The organism is Achromobacter veterisilvae, from assembly GCF_900496975.1.
GTDB lineage: Bacteria > Pseudomonadota > Gammaproteobacteria > Burkholderiales > Burkholderiaceae_B > Achromobacter > Achromobacter veterisilvae.
Genome location: NZ_UFQC01000014.1, coordinates 1 through 17,272, shown reverse-complemented (window position 1 = coordinate 17,272; position 17,272 = coordinate 1). Strand labels below are relative to the sequence as shown.

Here is a 17,272-nt window from a genome sequence, read left to right as displayed (position 1 = left end):
CCCACACCCGCGCGCGGGAATCGCGCAAGCGGGACGAAAGCGCCGCGGCCGCCGGTCCGGAACGGACCGGGCGCGGCGCGGACTCATAGGAGGAGCAGACTCGGTATGGACGCGGAATTCTGGTTGGAGCGGTGGCGCGAAGGCCGCACGCACTTTCATCAAACGCGGGTGACGCCGCTGCTGCAGAAGTACTGGCCGGCGCTGGGCGTGCCCAAGGAAGGCAGGGTGCTGGTGCCGCTATGCGGCAAGTCGCTGGACATGATCTGGCTCGCCGCGCAGGGCAATCCGGTGCTGGGCGTCGAACTGTCGCAACTGGCGGTGGAGCAGTTCTTCGCGGAGAATGAACTCAAGCCGCTTACGCACCAGTCGGTCTACGGCAGGCATTACGTGGCGGGCAATATCGAGATCATCTGCGGCGACATCTTCAAACTGGACGCGCAGATCCTGTCGCACTGCGTCGGCGCCTACGACCGCGCCGCGCTCGTGGCCCTGCCCGAGGCCATGCGCGCCGACTACGTGCGCCACGTCTACGGCCAGTTGTCGCCCGCCTACCAGGGCTTGCTGATCACGCTGGACTATCCGCAGGAAGAGATGCCGGGGCCGCCGTTTTCCCTGGTGGACACCGAGGTGCAGGCGATGTTCGAAGGCGTTTCGCCCGCCAGGATCATCGACCGCCGCGACATCCTTGAAAAAGAGCCCAAGTTCCTCGCGGCCGGCGTCAGCCGGCTGGATACGGTGGTGTACCACCTGGGCGCGCAGGCCTGATCCGCTTCAGGTCATCAGCCACCCGCCGGCCACGTCCAGCACCTGGCCGGTGACGAAGCGGGCCTGGTCCGACGCGAAGAACAGGCAGGCATCCGCCACTTCTTCCGGCGTGCCCAGGCGGCGCAGGGCGGTCACCTGCGCCACCGCGTCGTTGATCTCCTTGGGCACGGTCTTCAGCAGCGGCGTGCTGATGCGGCCCGGCGCCAGGCCGTTCACCGTCACCTGGTGTTCGCCCAGTTCGGCGGCCCAGTGGCGCGTGAGGCCGATCAGCGCGGCCTTGGTCGCCGCGTAGTGCGCGGCCACGATATCGCAATACGCCTTGCCCGCCACCGACGACATATTGATCACGCGGCCCTGCCGCTGCCTGACCATGTGAGGCGTGGCCAGGTGCGTCATGTAGAAGACGCTGTTCAGGTTCACCGACACCACGGTTTCCCATTCATTGGGCGGCATCTCCCAGACCTTCAGCGCGCGCCCGTCCGTCTTCGGCGAAATGCCGACGTTGTTCACCAGGATGGTGGCGGCGCCGAGTTCGCCGGTGATGCGGCCGTAGGCGGCCTGGCATTCCTCGAAGCGCGCCACGTCCGCATGCACGAAGCAGACTTCGTGGCCGCGCTTGCGCAATGCCTGCTCGTAGGCCTGGCCGCCTTGCGAATTGAAGTCGATGAGCCCCACGCGGCCGCCCTCGGCCAGGAATCCTTCGACGATGGCCGAGCCGATGCCGCCGACCGCGCCGGTCACGATGGCGACCTGGTCCTTGAAACGCCCGCTCATGCGCCCACCTTCAGCATGATCTTGCCGATATGCCTGCTGCTTTCCATCAGCGCGTGCGCGCGGGCCGCGTCGGCCAGCGGGAACACTTCATGTATCAGCGGCAGGCATTGCCCTTTTTCGATCAGCGGCACCACTTTTTCGGCCAGGGCCCGCGCGATCTGCTCCTTGTCCTCGTCCGATCTCGGCCGCAGGGTCGATCCCGTGAACTGCAATCGCTTGGTCATGATGGGCAGGGCGTCGATTTCGGCTTTGCTGCCTTCCAGGAAGGCGATCTGCACCAGCCGGCCATTGACCGCGAGCAGCCGCAGATTCTTGTTGATGTAGGCGCCGCCCACCATGTCCAGGATCACGTCCACCCCGGGCCCGCCGCTGCCCTGGCGCACCTCGGCCTCGAAGTCGGCGTCGCGGTACAACAGCGCGTGGTGCGCGCCCGCCGCCAGGCAGGCCTTCGCCTTTTCCTGGCTGCCGACGGTGGTCCAGACTTCGGCGCCGAAGGCGCGCGCCAACTGGATCGCGGTCAGGCCGATGCCGCTGGATCCGCCGTGCACCAGGAACCGTTCGCCGGGGGCGAGGCGGGCGCGGTCGAATACATTGGTCCAGACGGTGAAGTAGTTCTCGGGGATGGCCGCGGCCGACAGCAGGTCCAGGCCGCGCGGTACCGGCAGGCAATGGCGTTCATCGGCCAGGCAGTACTGCGCATAGCCGCCTCCCGGCGTCAATGCGCAGACCTGGTCGCCCACTTTCCAGGCGCTGGCCTCGGGGCCCGTGGCGATGACGGTGCCCGACACTTCCAGTCCCAGGTAGGGCGAGGCGCCCGGAGGCGGGGGATAGGAGCCCGAGCGTTGCAGCACGTCGGGGCGGTTGACCCCGGCGTAGGCCACTTCGATCAGCACCTGGCGGCCGACGGGCGACTCCATGTCGCGTTCTGCGACGCGCATGCAATCGGGCGCGCCGCCCTTGCCATGGTCGATGAATGTGCAGCGTAAAGACATAAAAGGTCGTTCCTTGGATTCAATGGCCCAGATAGGCCTTCTTCACGTGAGGGTCGCTGAGCAGTTCGGCGCCGGTCCCGGTGCGCACGATGGCGCCGTTCTCCAGCACGTAGCCGCGGTCGGCCAGCCGCAGCGTGCGGAACACGTTCTGTTCCACCAGCAGCACCGTCACGCCGTGCGCGGTGACGCCGCGGATGATGTCGAACATCTGCTGCACCAGCAGCGGCGACAGGCCCAGCGAGGGTTCGTCGAACACCAGCAGCCTGGGGTCGGCCATCATGCCGCGCGCGATCGCGACCATCTGCTGTTCGCCGCCCGAGAGCGATCCGGCGTATTGGCCCAGCCGTTCCTTGACGCGGGGGAAAATGCCCAGCACCTCGTCCAGCTTGCGCTGCACGATGGGGCGGGCGGCGCGCTTGTAGGATCCCATCAACAGGTTGTCGCGCACGGTGAAGTGCGGGAACAACTGGCGGCCCTCCGGGATCATGGTGATGCCGGCGTCCACGATGTCGTAGGGCTTGCGGTTGGTGAGGTCCTGGCCTTCGAATTCGACCTTGCCCTCCATGGCGCCGATGACGCCGCAAAGGGTCTTGAGCGTGGTGGTCTTGCCGGCGCCGTTGGCGCCGATCAGCGTGACGATCTCGCCGGCGCGCACCTCGAAGTTCAGGCCGTTCAGCACCTGGCTCTTGCCATAGCCGGCGGACAGGTTCGAAACCTTAAGCATCCTGGTACTCCTTGCCCAAATAGGCCTCGATGACGGCGGGGTTCTCCACCACGTCCTTGGGCGCCCCGCTGACCAGCACCGCGCCTTCGTTCAGCACGATGATGCGGTCCGACAGCGCCATGGTGGCCTGCATCATGTGTTCGATCAGCAGCACCGACACGCCCGAGTCGCGGATGCGGCGGATCATCTGGATGGATTTCTCGATGTCGGTGGGATTCAGGCCCGCCATCACCTCGTCCAGCAGCAGGATGCGCGGCTTGATCGCCAGCGCGCGGGCGACCTCCAGGCGCTTCATTCCGCCCACCGTCAGGCTGCGCGCCTCGATGTTCAGGGACTTCACCAGGTCGGTCTGTTCGGCGACCTTGAGCGCGATGTGCTCGGCCTCGTCGCGGTCCGACGTGCGGATGAAGGCGCCCAGCATGATGTTCTCGAGCACCGTCAGGCCCGTGAACGGCTTGGCGATCTGGAACGTGCGGCCCAGGCCCTGGTGCGCGAACTCGTCCGGCGTCTTGCAGGTGACCCAGTTGCCCTGCGCGTCCAGCATGGAGATGCCGCCCTTGTCGGGCGACAGGAAGCCCGACAGCAGGTTGAACACCGTGGTCTTGCCCGCGCCGTTCGGCCCGATCATGCCCAGGATCTCGTTCTGGTTTAGCGTCAGCGACACGTCGTCGGTGGCGCGCAGGCCGCCGAAGCTCTTGAACAGTTTTTCCGCCTTCAGCACCGGCTGCTCGGAGCGGACGGCGTTGTGCAGGCGAACTTCGTCCGCCAGTTTGCGCTTGGCGCGGGGCGTTCCCAGATAGGGCAGCCGCGACAGCCAGCGCTCGATGGCGGGGCCGAACGCGCCGGCCAGGCCGCGCGGAATCGTCAGCACCACCGCCACCAGGATCAGGCCGTAGATCAGGCCGTGCATGCCGTTGCCCACGCTGCTGAGCCAGCCCCGCGCCAGTTCGGCGATGGGCAGCACCAGGAAAGTGCCGGCGATGGGGCCGGTCACGGTGCCCAGGCCGCCGATCAGGGCGAACATGGCGACCTGGATCGACAGTTCCAGCGAGAACGCGGAGCTGGGATCCACGAAGGTCAGGTAGGTGATGTGGAAGGTGCCGATGATGCTGGTGAGCACGGCCGACACCACGGCGGCGATGATCTTCATGCGAACGGTGTGGATGCCGACCGCCAGCGCGGCGTCCTCGCGTTCCCGGATGGCGATCAGGTAGTGGCCGATGCGCGACTTGCGGATGTACCAGGACGCCCAGGTCACCAGCAGGAACAGGCCGAACGCGATGATCACGTAATTGATCTTTTCGCGGAACACGATCCAGGTCCAGCCGATGTTCAGCGGCAGGCTGATGCCGCTGGAGCCGCCGGTCCAGCTTTCTTCGTGGATGACCAGCAGGCGCACCACTTCAAGAATGGCGATGGTGGCCAGCGCGAAGAAGGGACCGCGCAGCCGCAGGGTGGGGTAGCTGATCAGGATGGCGACCGCCGCCGAGATAACCGCGCCCGCCAGCATGCCGAACCACGGGGAAATGCCGAAGTTCTGCGTCAGCAGGGTGGCCGTATAGCCGCCGATGCCGTAGAACACCGCGTGGCCCAGGGAAAGCTGGCCCGCGTAGCCGCCGACGATGTTCCAGGCCACCGACAGGGCCGAGAACACGAACAGCAGGACGAAAATGTTGGTCCAGAAAGGCGTGCCCATGACCACCGGCACGAGGAACATCGCGATCAGCAGGATAAGGCTGACGTAGGCTTTGGGATGTCGAAAATCGGGAAACACGTCTCGCTCCTTGTTGCTCTGATCACTCGGTGCCGACGCCGAACAGGCCGTTCGGGCGCAGGACAAGGATCAAGAGGAAGATCCCGAAATACACGACCTCTTTCAGGTCGGGGGCGATATAGAAGCCGGCCAGCGTGTCGACGATGCCGATGATCATGGACCCGGCCACGGCGCCGTACAGGCTGCCCAGCCCGCCCAGCACGACGATGACGAACGCCGTCAGCACGAAGTACGTGCCCACGGTGGGGAATACCGGGTACTGCGGCGCCAGCAGGCCCGCGGCGATGCCGACGAAGGCCGTGCCCAGGCCGAAGGCGATGGCGTAGACGTTGTTGACGTTCACGCCCATCAGGGTGGCGGCGTAGCGGTGCTGCGCGACCGCGCGCAACGCGCGGCCCAGGTAGGTGCGGTGCATGAACAGGTGCAGCAGCGCGGCCAGGCTCAGGCCGACCGCGAAAGTGATGAGCTGCCCCGTCACCATCGTGAACGGGCCCACGTCGATGGCGCTGGTGCCCAGTTCCACCGGCGCGCGGTAGACGTTGGCGCCGAAGATCACCAGGGCGAGATTCAGGAGGATGGTGGACACGCCCACCGTGGCGAAGATCTGGATGTGCTGGTCGGCGTTGAGCAGCGGCTGGATGATGCCTTTCTGCGTCAGCGCGCCCAGCGCGAACAGGATGACGGCGACCGGCACCAGCCCCGCGTACGGGTGGACGCCGAATTGCGCGGCGATCAGATAGACCATGTACATGCCTATCATCAGGAACTCGCCATGCGCGAAGTTCACGACGCGCACGACGCCGAAGATCAGCGTCAGCCCCAGGCTGATGATGGTGTACGCGCCGCCCAGCAACAGGCCGTTGATGACCAGTTGAATGAATAGTTCCATGTTGCAACCTCTTAGAGCGGGTTGCGGCCCCGGCCCGGCCGTGCTGTCGGCGAGGCCGGGGCGCGCGGACCCCGGGATACGTCAGGCGCCCCCGAGCGCCTGAGCACTGGGCTTATTTCTTGAAAACGGGTTTGCCGAGTGCGAGGTTGCTGGGCGCGATGGTGACGAGCTTGCCGTCCTGCCACTGCATCACATAGAACGTGGATGCGTTGTTCTGGCCGTCTTCGCCGAAATCGAAGGCCCAGCCGTTGGCCGTCTGGCCGGCCGGCTTCTTGTAGGCCAGGACCGCCTCTCGGATCTTGTCCTTGTCCGTGGATTTGGCGTTGCCGATGGCTTCGAAGAAGGCCTTGGCGCCGACGTAGTTGGTCAGGCTGTGGCCCGATTGCGGGTCGCTCTTGTAGGTTGCCTTATAGGCTTCCAGGAACTTGTCCAGGCCCGGCGCGCCGGCCGGATTGATGGACGCTTGCGGGAAGTCCAGGTCGAACACGCCGTTCATGTCGGCGCCCACGGCCTTGGCCGTGTCGGCCAGCGAATAGCCGCCGCCCGCGCCGATGATCACCTTGGGCTTGAAGCCCGCGGCGCGCGCCTGGCTGAAGAACAGGATGGCGTCGTTCTGGTAGGCCGTCTGCAGCACCACGTCGACCTTCGCGCCCTTCAGGCGCAGGATCAGCGAGGACAGGTCGACCGCCTTGGCGGAGTAGGGCAGCACCTCCGCCACGGTATAGCCCAGCTCCTGCGCGCGCTTCTTCTCGGTCGCCGCCACGTCGGTGCCGTAGGGGCCGTCTTCGTGGATGATGCCGATCTTGATGTCCTTGGGGTTCAGGCCCATGCCGGGCGCGATCGTGTCGTGCAGCGCGTTGACCACCGATACGCCGTACAGCGCGGTGTTGGGGTTGCTGCGGAACAGGTACTTGTAGCCGCGCGTGGTGATCTTGTGCGCGGTGGCGCCCAGTTCGAAGTACGGCACGCCGGCCAGTTCCGTGACGGGCGAGGCCGCGTACGAAATGCCGGACGCGTAGCTGCCGAAGACGCCGGCGACGTTGGAGGAGATCAGGCGCTTGGTTTCCGATACCGCCTGCGTCGGGTCGACGGCGTCGGCCTTGATGATTTCGATCTTCTCGCCGTTGACGCCGCCCGCGGCATTGATCTCGTTGACGGCCAGCTCCAGGCCGCGATAGCTCTCCTGGCCCAGGAGCGCGAGAGCGCCGCTGAACGGAAAGAGGGCGCCCACCTTCATGTCGGCCGCCGCGTTGCCGGCCGCCAGCGCGCCGCACACGCCCAGCGCCAAAACAATTTTGTTGAACTTGAACACTGTCTACGCTCCTTTGTCGGTATGGGGATGCGGACTTTTTGTATTGCCCGTCTTTTTTTAAATATATGATATATCTGCCGGCCGGGTAAGAAACCCCGCCTTGGATTCTAGTTGGGGTCGTAACCCACCGAATCGGGGAATTCCCTAAAGCCGCATGAATAAAGACTTAGCGGGCAATAATCAGGGTAAACGACTAGCTCTGGCCTGCCCTTGGGCGATAACTTCCGGTGGACGGAATCATTGCCGAAAGTGCCGGAAGATATCGTTTTTGTTCATATATCGTATATCATCAAACGCGCGCTTTTCAGAAGAATCCAGGAGACAGAAGCATGTTCGAGGAAGTGGATTTCGCCGGCAAAAAGGTGCTGATCACCGCCGGCGCGGATGGGCTGGGCCTGGAAATGGCCAAGGTGTTCCACCATGCCGGCGCCACGGTGTTCGTGTGCGACGTGAATGAAGCGCGCCTGGCCGCGCTGCCGGCGGAATTGCCCGGCGTGCATACCGCCGTGGCCGATGTGTCGGACGAGGACAGCGTGGCCGCGCTGTTCGCCGAGGTCCGCCAGAAGCTGGGCGGCCTGGACATCCTCGTCAATAACGCGGGCGTGGCCGGCCCCACCGGGTACGTGGAAACCCTGTCCAAGGCCGATTGGGACCGCACGCTGGCCGTCAACATCACGGGGCAGTTCCTGTGCGCGCGGCAGGCGATCGGCCTGCTCAAGGAATCCCGGGCGGGCGTGATGATCAACCTGTCTTCGGCCGCCGGCCACCTGGGATTCGCCGGGCGTTCGGTGTATTCGGCGTCGAAGTGGGCGGTGATCGGATTCACCAAATCACTGGCGATCGAACTGGGCGGCTATGGCATCCGGGTCAACGCCATTCTTCCGGGCGCGGTCGAAGGGCCGCGCATCCGCGCGGTGATCGCGGCGAAGGCCGAGACGCTGGGCCGTCCGGTGGAAGAGATCGCGGCGCAGTACGAGAACCAGGCCGTGCTCGGCCGCATGGTCACGGCGCGCGACATCGCCAATATGGTGCTGTTCAATGCCAGCGAGGCCGCCCGCAGCGTGACGGGGCAGGCCATCGTGGTGGACGGCTTCACGCAGAAGCTTTACTGATGGGCGCCGGCGAACCGGCGCGCTGCGCCGCCATCATCGGCACGGGCCTGATCGGCCAGGGCTGGGCCATCGTGTTCGCCCGCAAGGGCTGGGACGTGCGGCTGTACGACGTCAACGCCGCCATGCTGGCCGAGGCCAAAGGGCTGATACGGCAACAGCTCAACGAACTGGAAAGCCATGGGCTGCTGACGGGCGCGGACGCCATCATCGAGCGCGTCCACGTCGCCGGCAGCCTGCCGGACGCCTTGAAGGGCGCCAGCTATATCCAGGAAAACTCGCCCGAGAAGCTGGAGATCAAGCGCGCGCTGTTCTCGGAACTGGACGCCGCGGCCGAGCCGCAGGCCATTATCGGCAGCTCCACTTCCAGCATCCCGGCCAGCGAGTTCACGGAACATCTGCCGGGCCGGCATCGCTGCCTGGTGGCGCATCCGGTCAACCCGCCTTACCTGATCCCGGTCGTCGAACTGTGCCCGGCGCCCTGGACCAGCCAGGAGGCGCTCGCCGGCGCGCGCGCCGTGATGCTGGACATCGGCCAGAAACCGGTGCTGCTCAAGCGCGAAATCGAAGGCTTCGTGCTCAACCGCCTGCAGGGCGCCCTGCTGCACGAGGCCTTCCGGCTCGTCAGCCAGGGCATTGCCAGCGCCGAGGAAATCGACGCGACCGTAAAGGACGGCCTGGGGCTGCGCTGGTCGTTCATGGGCCCGTTCGAGACCATAGACCTCAACGCGCCCGGCGGCATTGCCGACTATTGCGCGCGCTACGGCGGCCTGTACCGGTCCATCGGCGCCAGCCAGGGCGAATGCGTCGCCTGGGAGGGCGCGCTGGTGGACGCCCTGTCGGACGAGCGGCGTTCCCTGCTGCCCACGGAAGACCTTGCCAAGCGCCGCTTCTGGCGCGACGAAAAACTGATGCGCCTGATGCGCCATAAGCAAGAAAACGGAGACGACAATGGCTAGACCCAAACAGAAAGTCATCATCACCTGCGCCGTGACGGGCGCCATCCACACGCCCAGCATGTCGCCGCACCTGCCGGTCACGGCCGACGAGATCGCGGAAGCGGCCATCGGGGCGGCCCAGGCCGGGGCGGCGGTGCTGCACCTGCACGCGCGGGACCCGGAGACCGGCAAGCCGTCGCAGGACCCGGCGCTGTTCAAGCCGTTCCTGGCGCGGATCAAGAACGAAACGGACGCCATCATCAACATCACCACCGGCGGCAGCCCGCACATGACGGTGGAAGAACGCATGCGCCCGGCCACCACCTTCAAGCCGGAGCTGGCGTCGCTGAACATGGGGTCGATGAATTTCGGCCTGTTCCCCATGCTGGGCCGCTTCAAGGAGTTCAAGCACGACTGGGAGCGCGAGCATCTGGAGAACAGCCGGTCGCTGATCTTCCGCAACACCTACCAGGACATCGAATCCATCCTGACGCTGGGCAACGCCAACGGCACGCGTTTCGAGTTCGAGTGCTACGACATCAGCCACCTGTACAACCTGGCGCATTTCGTGGACCGCGGCCTGGTGAAATCGCCGCCCTTCATCCAGTCGGTGTTCGGCATCCTGGGCGGCATCGGCCCGCATCCCGAAGACCTGATGCACATGAAGCGCACGGCGGACCGCCTCTTCGGCGACGAGTATGAATGGTCGATCCTGGGGGCCGGCCGCGCGCAGATGCAACTGGCGACCATAGGCGCCGCCATGGGGTCCAACGTGCGGGTGGGGCTGGAGGATTCGCTGTGGATCGGTCCGGGCCGGATGGCCGAGTCCAATCGCGTCCAGGTGGAACGCATCCGCACGATCCTGGAGGCGCTGAACCTGGAGATCGCCACGCCGGACGAGGCGCGCGCGAAGCTGGGCCTGAAGGGCAGGGACAACGTCGCGTTCTGACGGCCCGGCGGCCAGGCATTTCCGCCTGGCCGGCCGCTGACTGTTCAGACGTGGCGCCGCAAGGCGGCGGCCAGGGCGCCGGTATCCAGCGCGCGGTCGAAGTTGGCGGCGTGGCGGGCCTTCAGGCTCAGTTCCGCCGCCAGCGCCAGCTCCGCGTCGGACGGCGTGCCGGGGGCGCCCAGTTCGCGCAGGGTGGTGGGCAGTCCCACTTGCGCGTACCACTGCCTCAGGTCGGCCAGCATGCCGTCGGCGCGCTGTTCCAGGTCAAGCTGCACCAGCAGGCCGAGGGCAACTTGCAGGCCATGCGGCGATGTGGCCAGGCCGTCGATCTTGGGCAGCCCGCGCGTCAGCGCATGGGCGATGGACAGGCCGCCGCTTTCGAAACCGAGACCGCTCATGAGGATCATCGCTTCCACCACCCGCTCGAACGCCGGCGTGGGCCGGCCGCTGCCGGCCACCGCGACGGCGTCCGCGCCGTCGGCCAGCAGCGTGCGCAGGCAGCCGTCGGCGATGAATTGCGCGGTCAGCGGGGGCGCGGCGTCGTACATATTCCTGCCGCCGTTGCGCTGGCATTGCTCGGCCTCGAACTTCTTCGAGACCGCGTCGCCCAGGCCGGCGCGGAAGAAATGCGCGGGCGCGGTGGCGATGACGGCGGTGTCCACCAGCACGATCGTGGGGTTGAACAGCATGTGCTCCACCGCCAGGAGGTTGTGATGGGCATCGTAGAGGACGTAGTTCTTGCTGGTCGGCGCGTCGTTGGACGCGACGGTGGGCACGGTGATCAGGTGGCAGTGCGAGGACTTCGCCACCGCCTTGCCCGCGTCCAGCGATTTGCCCCCGCCCACCGCGATCACCATGTCCACGCCGGCCGGCGCGGCCTGCGCGCGCAATTGCGCGATGACCTCGGGCGTCAGGTCGCCCTCGACCGGCAGCGGAACCAGCGTTACCTGGTGCGCGGCGCAAAGCGCTTCGATTCTTGGTCCCAATACGCCATGGACATAGCTGTCGATGACCAGCGCGGCACGGCGGCCGAACAGGGCGGCGTACTGGCCGAGCGTGTCCAGGGCGCCGGCCCCCTGTATGTAGCGGCAGGGGGCGCCAAAAATCTTCAGCATCGGATCTTCCTATTTGCGGGGCTGAGGAGGGCGGTAGTCGAGCTCTTTTTCACGCTCGACCAGCCAATCGATCATGATCTTGCCGCCCCAGACGAGGTCGGCCTGGATGGCCTGCCTGGCCGCTTCCGAGTCGCGCGCTTCCAGGGCCTGGAGCACCGCCTCGTGGCGGTGCTCGTCCTGCGAGTAGTCCAGCCCCGACGTCTTGACGTGGAACACCTTGAGGATGGGGCCGGTAATCACCCAGAACGATTCCACCGTGTTGCGCAGGATGGGCTTGTTGCTGGCTTCGAGGATGGCGAAGTGGAATTTCCGGTTCAGGTAGCTGGCGCGCTTGGGATCGGTGGCCGTGCAGGAGATGAAATCCCGCTGCAGGGCGTTCAGGTTGTCCAGTTGCTTGCGCGAGATGTTCTGGGCGGCCTCGGCCGCGCCCATGCCTTCCAGGTGGAAGCGGATCTGCTGGATTTCGCGCAGTTTTTCCGAATTGACGTAGGGCACGTAGACGGCGGTGGCCGCCTGCATTTCCAGGCCCTGCTCGCTGATGAGCCGGAAGATGGCCTCGCGCACGGGCGTGATGGACACCCCCATTTCCTGGGCCAGTTCGCCAATGATGAGGCGCTCTCCGGGTTCGTACTGCCCGTTGATCAGGGCATTGCGGATTTCGTTGTAGACCCTGACGGAGAGGTTCTCTTTTTTTACCGGTTTAAGGCTCGACATAACGGTTGCGGGCTTGCTGTATTGATGGATCGGGTGGATTCGGGATGAATTCTAGCCCGCCATGGCCAATTCAAGCTCAATGGGTATATTATATATCATATATCTTAACAGCAACAGGAGACGCCCATGCGCCAGGAAAGGGAGGCCCCCTCGGAAGAGGAGGTCCGGCTATTGCGGGAAAAGGCCCGCTTCATCCGATTGGAGACGATCAGGCTGATCGAGATCGCGAAGGTCGGGCACTACAGTTCGGTGTTCTCGTGCGCGGAAATCTTCGCCGCGCTGTACTACGGCGTCATGCGCCTGCGTCCGGGCGAACCGCAATGGCCCGACCGCGACCGCTTCCTCATGGGCAAGGGCCACGCGGCCGTGGGCCTGTTCCCGGTGCTGGCCGACCATGGCTTCATCGAACGGGAACTGCTGGACGGCTACACCCGGCTGGGCAGCCCGCTGGGCGACCACCCGGACATGAGCAAGGTGCCGGGCATCGATTTCAGTTCCGGCTCCATCGGCCACGCGCTGTCCAATGGCGTGGGCATGGCGGTCGGCGGCCGCGTGGGCCAGCGCGATTTCAACGTGTTCGTCATGCTGGGCGACGGCGAGATGCAGGAAGGCCAGGTCTGGGAGGCGGCCCTGTTCGCCGCGCACAACCGCCTGTCGCGCCTGATCGCCATCGTCGACCGCAACGGCTATCAGCTCGACGGCAAGGTCGACGACGTCATGGGCGTGGAATCGCTGCGGGAAAAATGGCAGGCTTTCGACTGGGAAGTGCACGAAGTGGACGGCCACGACCTGCCGGCGCTGACCGCGCTGCTGCGCCGCCTGCGTGCCGACGAGGGGCGTGGAAAGCCGGCCTGCGTGATCGCCAGGACGGTCAAGGGCAAGGGCGTTTCCTTCATGGAGACGGAACCCGGCTGGCACCTGGGCTACCTGGCGCCGCAAGACGCGCAGGGCGCCATCGACGAAATCATGTCCCGCGAGATCTGAATGGCACATTCACAGACGCTTTCCCCCGATTCCTGGCAGTACCGCGCGCTGAACGCGGTGAATCCCGGGCTTTCCTATCTTTCGGACGCGCTGATCGCGTTGGCCGCCGAGGGGCATCCCGTGGTGGCCGGGTCGGCCGACCTGCAATATTCCAACGGGCTGAATCGTTTCGCGCAGGCCCACCCCGACCGCTACATCCAGTTCGGCATTTCGGAGCAGAACATGGTGTCGGCGGCGGCCGGCCTGGCGACGACCGGCATGATGCCGTTCGTTGCGACCTTCGCCTCGTTCCTGGGCCTGCTGTGCTGCGAACAGATCCGCATGGACGTGGCCTACACCAGGCTGCCGGTGCGTCTGATCGGCCACCACACCGGCATCAGCCTGGGTTTCTACGGCACCTCGCACCATGCCACGGAAGACATTTCGACGATGCGCGCGCTGGCCGGCCTGACGGTCGTGTCGCCCGCCGACGGGCCGCAACTGGCGTCCGCCATCAAGGCCTCGGTAGATTGGCCGGAACCCATTTATTTCCGCATCGGCCGCGGCCGCGATCCGCAGGTCTATGAAGACGGCGCGCCCTTCGAGTTCGGCCGCGCCATCGTCCACTCCACCGGCAGCGACCTGAACATCATCGCCTGCGGCATCACCGTGCACGCCGCCCTGGCCGCCGCCGGGCAACTGCGCGCGGAGGGGCTGTCCGTGGGCGTGATCGACATGCCCACCATCAAGCCCCTGGACCGCGATGCCGTGCTGGCGGCCGCGGGCAACTCGGGCGTGCTGATGACGGTGGAAGAGCACAATGTGCTGGGCGGGCTGGGCTCGGCCGTGGCCGAAGTGCTGGCCGACGCCGGCGCCGGCACGCGCCTGCGCCGCCACGGAATCTACGATGAGTACAGCCTGATCGCGCCGCCCACCACGCTGTATGCGCACTACAAACTCGATGCCGCGGGTATCGGCGAAGTCGCGCGCGAACTGGTCAAGGCCTGAACGACGGAGAAAACAATGAAGGAAATCACCGGAAATACCCGCCTGTTCGGCATCCTGGCCGACCCGATCCACCATGTGAAGACGCCGCAGCGCATGAACGAGCATTTCGCCAGGATCGGTTTCGACGGCGTGTGCGTCCCGTTCCACGCCCGGCCGGACGATCTTGCGGCCGTGGTCGAAGGGCTGCGCCGCCTGGAAAACCTGGGCGGCGTCATCGTCACCATCCCGCACAAGACCGCCATCCTGGAACTGGTCGACGACGCGACGCCGGTGGCGCGCAAGATCGGCGCCGCGAACGTGGTGCGCCGCGAGGCGGAGGGGCGATTGGTGGCGCACATGCTGGACGGCGAGGGCTTCGTGCGCGGCCTGCAGACGGCCGGCGTGTCCCTGGAAGGCAAAAGCGCCTACCTGGCGGGCGCGGGCGGCGCGGCCAACGCGATCGGCTTCGCGCTGGTCCAGGCCGGCGTGTCGAGGCTGACCATCGCCAACCGCACCGTGGCCAAGGCCGAAAACCTGAAGGCGCGGATCCTGTCCCTGCATCCCGGCGCCGACATCGCCATCGGCACGCCCGACCCCTCGGGGCATGACCTGGTCGTCAACGGCACGTCGCTGGGCATGAAGCCCGACGACGCGCTGCCGCTGGACGCCGGCCGGCTGACGCCGGAACAGTTGGTGTGCGAAGTCATCATGCAGCCGCGCGATACCGCGCTGCTGCTGGCGGCGCGGGCCCGCGGCTGCAAGGTGCACTACGGCGCGCCCATGCTGGCCTGCCAGATCGAACTGATGGCGCAGATGCTGGGCGTGGCGGATGCCGAGTAAGGCCGCGCAGCTATCCGGACTCTAGAAAAATGGGCGACTACGATTTCATCATCGCGGGCGGCGGCACGGCCGGCTGCATCCTGGCCAACCGGCTGAGCGCGGACGGCAAGTACCGCGTGCTGATGCTGGAGGCCGGGCACGAAGCGCGCAGCATGTGGATTTCGATCCCGGCGGGCTTTTCCAAGCTCCTGGTGAACCCGGACTACAACTGGCGTTTCGCCACCGAGCCGGAGGACAACGTGTACGGCCGGACGATAGCCGTGCCCCGGGGCAAGGGCGTCGGCGGGTCGACGCTGATCAACGGCATGATCTACGTGCGCGGCACGCCGCGGGACTATGACGGCTGGGAAGCCGCCGGCGCCACCGGCTGGGGCGCCAGCCAGGCCGAGCGCGTGTTCCGCAAGATCGAATGCTACGAGCGCGGAGGAGAGGGGCGGGGCAAGAACGGACCCATGCGCCTGGAAGAGGTGGCGGAGCGCTTTCCGGTGTCGGACGCGTTTCTGCGCGCCGCGCAGGAAGATGGCCAGCCTTTGAACGCGGACTACAACAGCGGCAGCCAGGAGGGCGTGGGCTACTACCAGGTGCTGCAGCATCGGGGCAGGCGCTGGAGCGTGGTGGACGGATACCTGCGGCCCGCCGCCGGCCGCAAGAACCTGCGCGTGGAATGCGGGGCGCACGTGACGCGGCTGCTCTTCGAGGGCAAGCGCTGCGTGGGCGTGGCGTACCGCAAGAACGGGCGGGAGCACACGGTCCGGGCGGCGCGCGAGACCCTGCTGTGCCTGGGGGCGGTGCAGTCGCCGCAGTTGCTGGAGCTGTCCGGCGTGGGCGATCCGGCGCTGCTGCAATCCTTCGGCATTCCCGTGGTGCATGCGCAGGCGCAGGTGGGCGAGCACTATATCGACCACTTCGCCACGCGCATGAACTGGCGCGTGAAGGGAACGGTGACGCTGAACGAAATGTCACGCGGCTGGCGGCTGGCGCGGCAGGTGGCGCGCTATTACGCCTGCCGCAAGGGCATCCTGACCTTGGGCACGGGGCTGGTGCACGGCTTCGTGAAAAGCGCGCCGGACCTGCCCGCGCCCGACGTGCAGTTTTTCTTCGTGCATGCCAGCTACGCGAACGCGGCCGAGCGCATCCTGGACCGGCATCCGGGCATGACGATCGGCGTGGCGCAATTGCGGCCCGAATCGGTCGGATCCATCCACATCAAGTCCGCCGATCCGCTTGCCGGGCCGGCGATCCGCCCGAACTTTCTGTCCGCCCAGGTGGACCGCGACAGCCTGGTGGGCGGAATGCGGGCGGCGCGGCGCATCGTCGGCCAGCCGGCCCTGCGGCCCTATGTGGAGGCGGAGATCAGCCCGGGGCCGGGTGTCGAAAGCGACGACGAATGGCTGGATTTCGCCCGGCGCAACGGCCAGACCATCTACCATCCCATCGGCACCTGCCGCATGGGCTCGGACCCCGCCGCGGTCACCGATGCGCGCCTGCGCGTGAACGGCCTGTCGGGCCTGCGGGTGGTGGACGCGTCGATCATGCCGAAGATGGTGTCCGGCAATACGCAGGCCGCCGTCATGATGGTGGCCGAGCGCGGCGCGGAGATGATCCTGGAGGATGCCGCGCGGTAGTGGTTATTCCGGTGTCTGACACTCGTGCGAGATGATGCCAGGTGTCTGACACCCGAGGAGATGGCCCGCACTCTGCTCCGGTGCCGCGTGGGTGTCTGACACCCGGGAACGCCGCCTCAGCTTGACGAGCATCTCGCACGGGTGTCAGACACTGGCATGTCGGCATCGCCATCTTGCCCGACACCGGGATCGAGCCGAACGGTCAGCGGATCAGGAACCCCGCGCCCACCGGGTCGTTCTTGTCGATGACCCAGCGCGCCGTGCCCAGGATGCTGGCCGTTCCCTTGACCGTGGGACGCACGGCCCGGGTGCCGTTCAGGTCCACCTCGCCCAGCAAGCAGCCTTCGAATACGCCGCTGCCCAGCAGGTCTTCCGACTTGATCGGCTGGTTCAGGCTCATCTTTCCGCGGGCCTCGAACATGGCCATCATCGCGCTGGTCGCAGGCCGCCGTCATGATGGTGGCCGAGCGCGGCGCGGAGATGATTCTGGAGGATGCCGCGCGGTAGTGGTTATTCCGGTGTCTGACACTCGTGCGAGATGATGCCAGGTGTCTGACACCCGAGGAGATGGCCCGCACTCTGCTCCGGCGCCGCGTGGGTGTCTGACACCCGGGTACGCCGTTTCAGCTTGACGAGCATCTCGTACGGGTGTCAGACACTGGCATGCCGGCATGTCCGTCGTGCCCGACACCCGGATCGAGCCGAACGTTCAGCGGATCAGGAACCCCGCGCCCACCGGGTCGTTCTTGTCGATGACCCAGCGCGCCGTGCCCAGGATGCTGGCCGTTCCCTTGACCGTGGG

At 66.3% G+C, this 17,272-nt stretch carries 17 protein-coding genes; 8 read left to right on the top strand and 9 right to left on the bottom strand.

What is annotated here, in order from left to right; genetic code table 11:
• The first annotated feature begins 105 nt into the window (after positions 1-105).
• A complete protein-coding gene (locus tag AVE30378_RS14750) occupies positions 106-765 on the top strand; it encodes a thiopurine S-methyltransferase (protein WP_129241629.1) in 660 nt (219 codons plus the stop codon).
• A gap of 6 nt (positions 766-771) precedes the next feature.
• Here AVE30378_RS14750 and AVE30378_RS14745 read toward each other — a convergent pair whose 3' ends face one another.
• From AVE30378_RS14745 to AVE30378_RS14720, 6 genes are all read right to left on the bottom strand, one after another.
• Positions 772-1,539: an SDR family oxidoreductase gene (locus tag AVE30378_RS14745; RefSeq protein WP_129241628.1), complete on the bottom strand. Its 768-nt coding sequence runs from the start codon at positions 1,537-1,539 to the stop codon at positions 772-774.
• A complete protein-coding gene (locus AVE30378_RS14740) occupies positions 1,536-2,531 on the bottom strand; it encodes an NAD(P)H-quinone oxidoreductase (RefSeq protein WP_129241627.1) in 996 nt (331 codons plus the stop codon). The genes AVE30378_RS14745 and AVE30378_RS14740 overlap by 4 nt, the downstream gene beginning before the upstream one ends.
• 19 nt (positions 2,532-2,550) lie before the next feature.
• On the bottom strand, positions 2,551-3,255 hold the full coding sequence (locus AVE30378_RS14735) for an ABC transporter ATP-binding protein (protein ID WP_129241626.1): 705 nt from the start codon (positions 3,253-3,255) through the stop codon (positions 2,551-2,553).
• On the bottom strand, positions 3,248-5,029 hold the full coding sequence (locus AVE30378_RS14730) for a branched-chain amino acid ABC transporter ATP-binding protein/permease (protein WP_129241625.1): 1,782 nt from the start codon (positions 5,027-5,029) through the stop codon (positions 3,248-3,250). Before AVE30378_RS14730 ends, AVE30378_RS14735 begins: the two co-directional genes overlap by 8 nt.
• A 22-nt stretch (positions 5,030-5,051) precedes the next feature.
• Entirely contained in the window at positions 5,052-5,918 is an 867-nt protein-coding gene (locus tag AVE30378_RS14725) for a branched-chain amino acid ABC transporter permease (RefSeq protein ID WP_129241624.1), read from the bottom strand.
• A gap of 112 nt (positions 5,919-6,030) precedes the next feature.
• Positions 6,031-7,230: an ABC transporter substrate-binding protein gene (locus tag AVE30378_RS14720; protein ID WP_129241623.1), complete on the bottom strand. Its 1,200-nt coding sequence runs from the start codon at positions 7,228-7,230 to the stop codon at positions 6,031-6,033.
• Between the two features lie 329 nt (positions 7,231-7,559).
• On the opposite strand from AVE30378_RS14720, the gene AVE30378_RS14715 reads away from it, so the two are divergent.
• Genes AVE30378_RS14715 through kce form a run of 3 tightly spaced genes read left to right on the top strand, consistent with a single transcriptional unit; the run spans position 7,560 to position 10,226 of the window.
• Positions 7,560-8,342, top strand: a complete 783-nt coding sequence (locus AVE30378_RS14715; RefSeq protein WP_129241622.1) for an SDR family oxidoreductase — start codon at positions 7,560-7,562, stop codon at positions 8,340-8,342.
• Complete coding sequence (locus AVE30378_RS14710; RefSeq protein WP_129241621.1) at positions 8,342-9,298, top strand: 3-hydroxyacyl-CoA dehydrogenase; 957 nt, start codon at positions 8,342-8,344, stop codon at positions 9,296-9,298. Before AVE30378_RS14715 ends, AVE30378_RS14710 begins: the two co-directional genes overlap by 1 nt.
• Positions 9,291-10,226: a 3,5-dioxohexanoate:acetyl-CoA acetone transferase gene (kce, locus tag AVE30378_RS14705; RefSeq protein ID WP_129241620.1), complete on the top strand. Its 936-nt coding sequence runs from the start codon at positions 9,291-9,293 to the stop codon at positions 10,224-10,226. The genes AVE30378_RS14710 and kce overlap by 8 nt, the downstream gene beginning before the upstream one ends.
• A gap of 44 nt (positions 10,227-10,270) precedes the next feature.
• Here the strand turns inward: kce and AVE30378_RS14700 are convergent, their stop codons facing one another.
• A complete protein-coding gene (locus AVE30378_RS14700; RefSeq protein ID WP_129241619.1) occupies positions 10,271-11,341 on the bottom strand; it encodes a glycerol dehydrogenase in 1,071 nt (356 codons plus the stop codon).
• Between the two features lie 9 nt (positions 11,342-11,350).
• Positions 11,351-12,055, bottom strand: coding sequence for a GntR family transcriptional regulator (locus AVE30378_RS14695; protein WP_129241618.1), 705 nt, complete (start codon positions 12,053-12,055; stop codon positions 11,351-11,353).
• A gap of 126 nt (positions 12,056-12,181) precedes the next feature.
• Here AVE30378_RS14695 and AVE30378_RS14690 point away from each other — a divergent pair, with 126 nt between their 5' ends.
• From AVE30378_RS14690 to AVE30378_RS14675, 4 genes are read left to right on the top strand one after another with little or no spacing between them, the layout of a single operon-like run.
• Complete coding sequence (locus AVE30378_RS14690) at positions 12,182-13,039, top strand: transketolase (RefSeq protein ID WP_129241617.1); 858 nt, start codon at positions 12,182-12,184, stop codon at positions 13,037-13,039.
• Positions 13,040-14,026: a transketolase family protein gene (locus AVE30378_RS14685; RefSeq protein WP_129241616.1), complete on the top strand. Its 987-nt coding sequence runs from the start codon at positions 13,040-13,042 to the stop codon at positions 14,024-14,026.
• 15 nt (positions 14,027-14,041) lie between these two features.
• Positions 14,042-14,845: a shikimate dehydrogenase family protein gene (locus tag AVE30378_RS14680; protein WP_129241615.1), complete on the top strand. Its 804-nt coding sequence runs from the start codon at positions 14,042-14,044 to the stop codon at positions 14,843-14,845.
• Between the two features lie 29 nt (positions 14,846-14,874).
• Positions 14,875-16,470 (top strand): GMC family oxidoreductase, encoded by a 1,596-nt coding sequence (locus AVE30378_RS14675; RefSeq protein ID WP_129241614.1) that lies wholly within the window; start codon positions 14,875-14,877, stop codon positions 16,468-16,470.
• A 202-nt stretch (positions 16,471-16,672) separates the two neighbouring features.
• Here the strand turns inward: AVE30378_RS14675 and AVE30378_RS14670 are convergent, their stop codons facing one another.
• Positions 16,673-16,870, bottom strand: a complete 198-nt coding sequence (locus tag AVE30378_RS14670) for a proline racemase family protein (protein ID WP_244235050.1) — start codon at positions 16,868-16,870, stop codon at positions 16,673-16,675.
• Between the last annotated feature and the right edge of the window lie 402 nt (positions 16,871-17,272).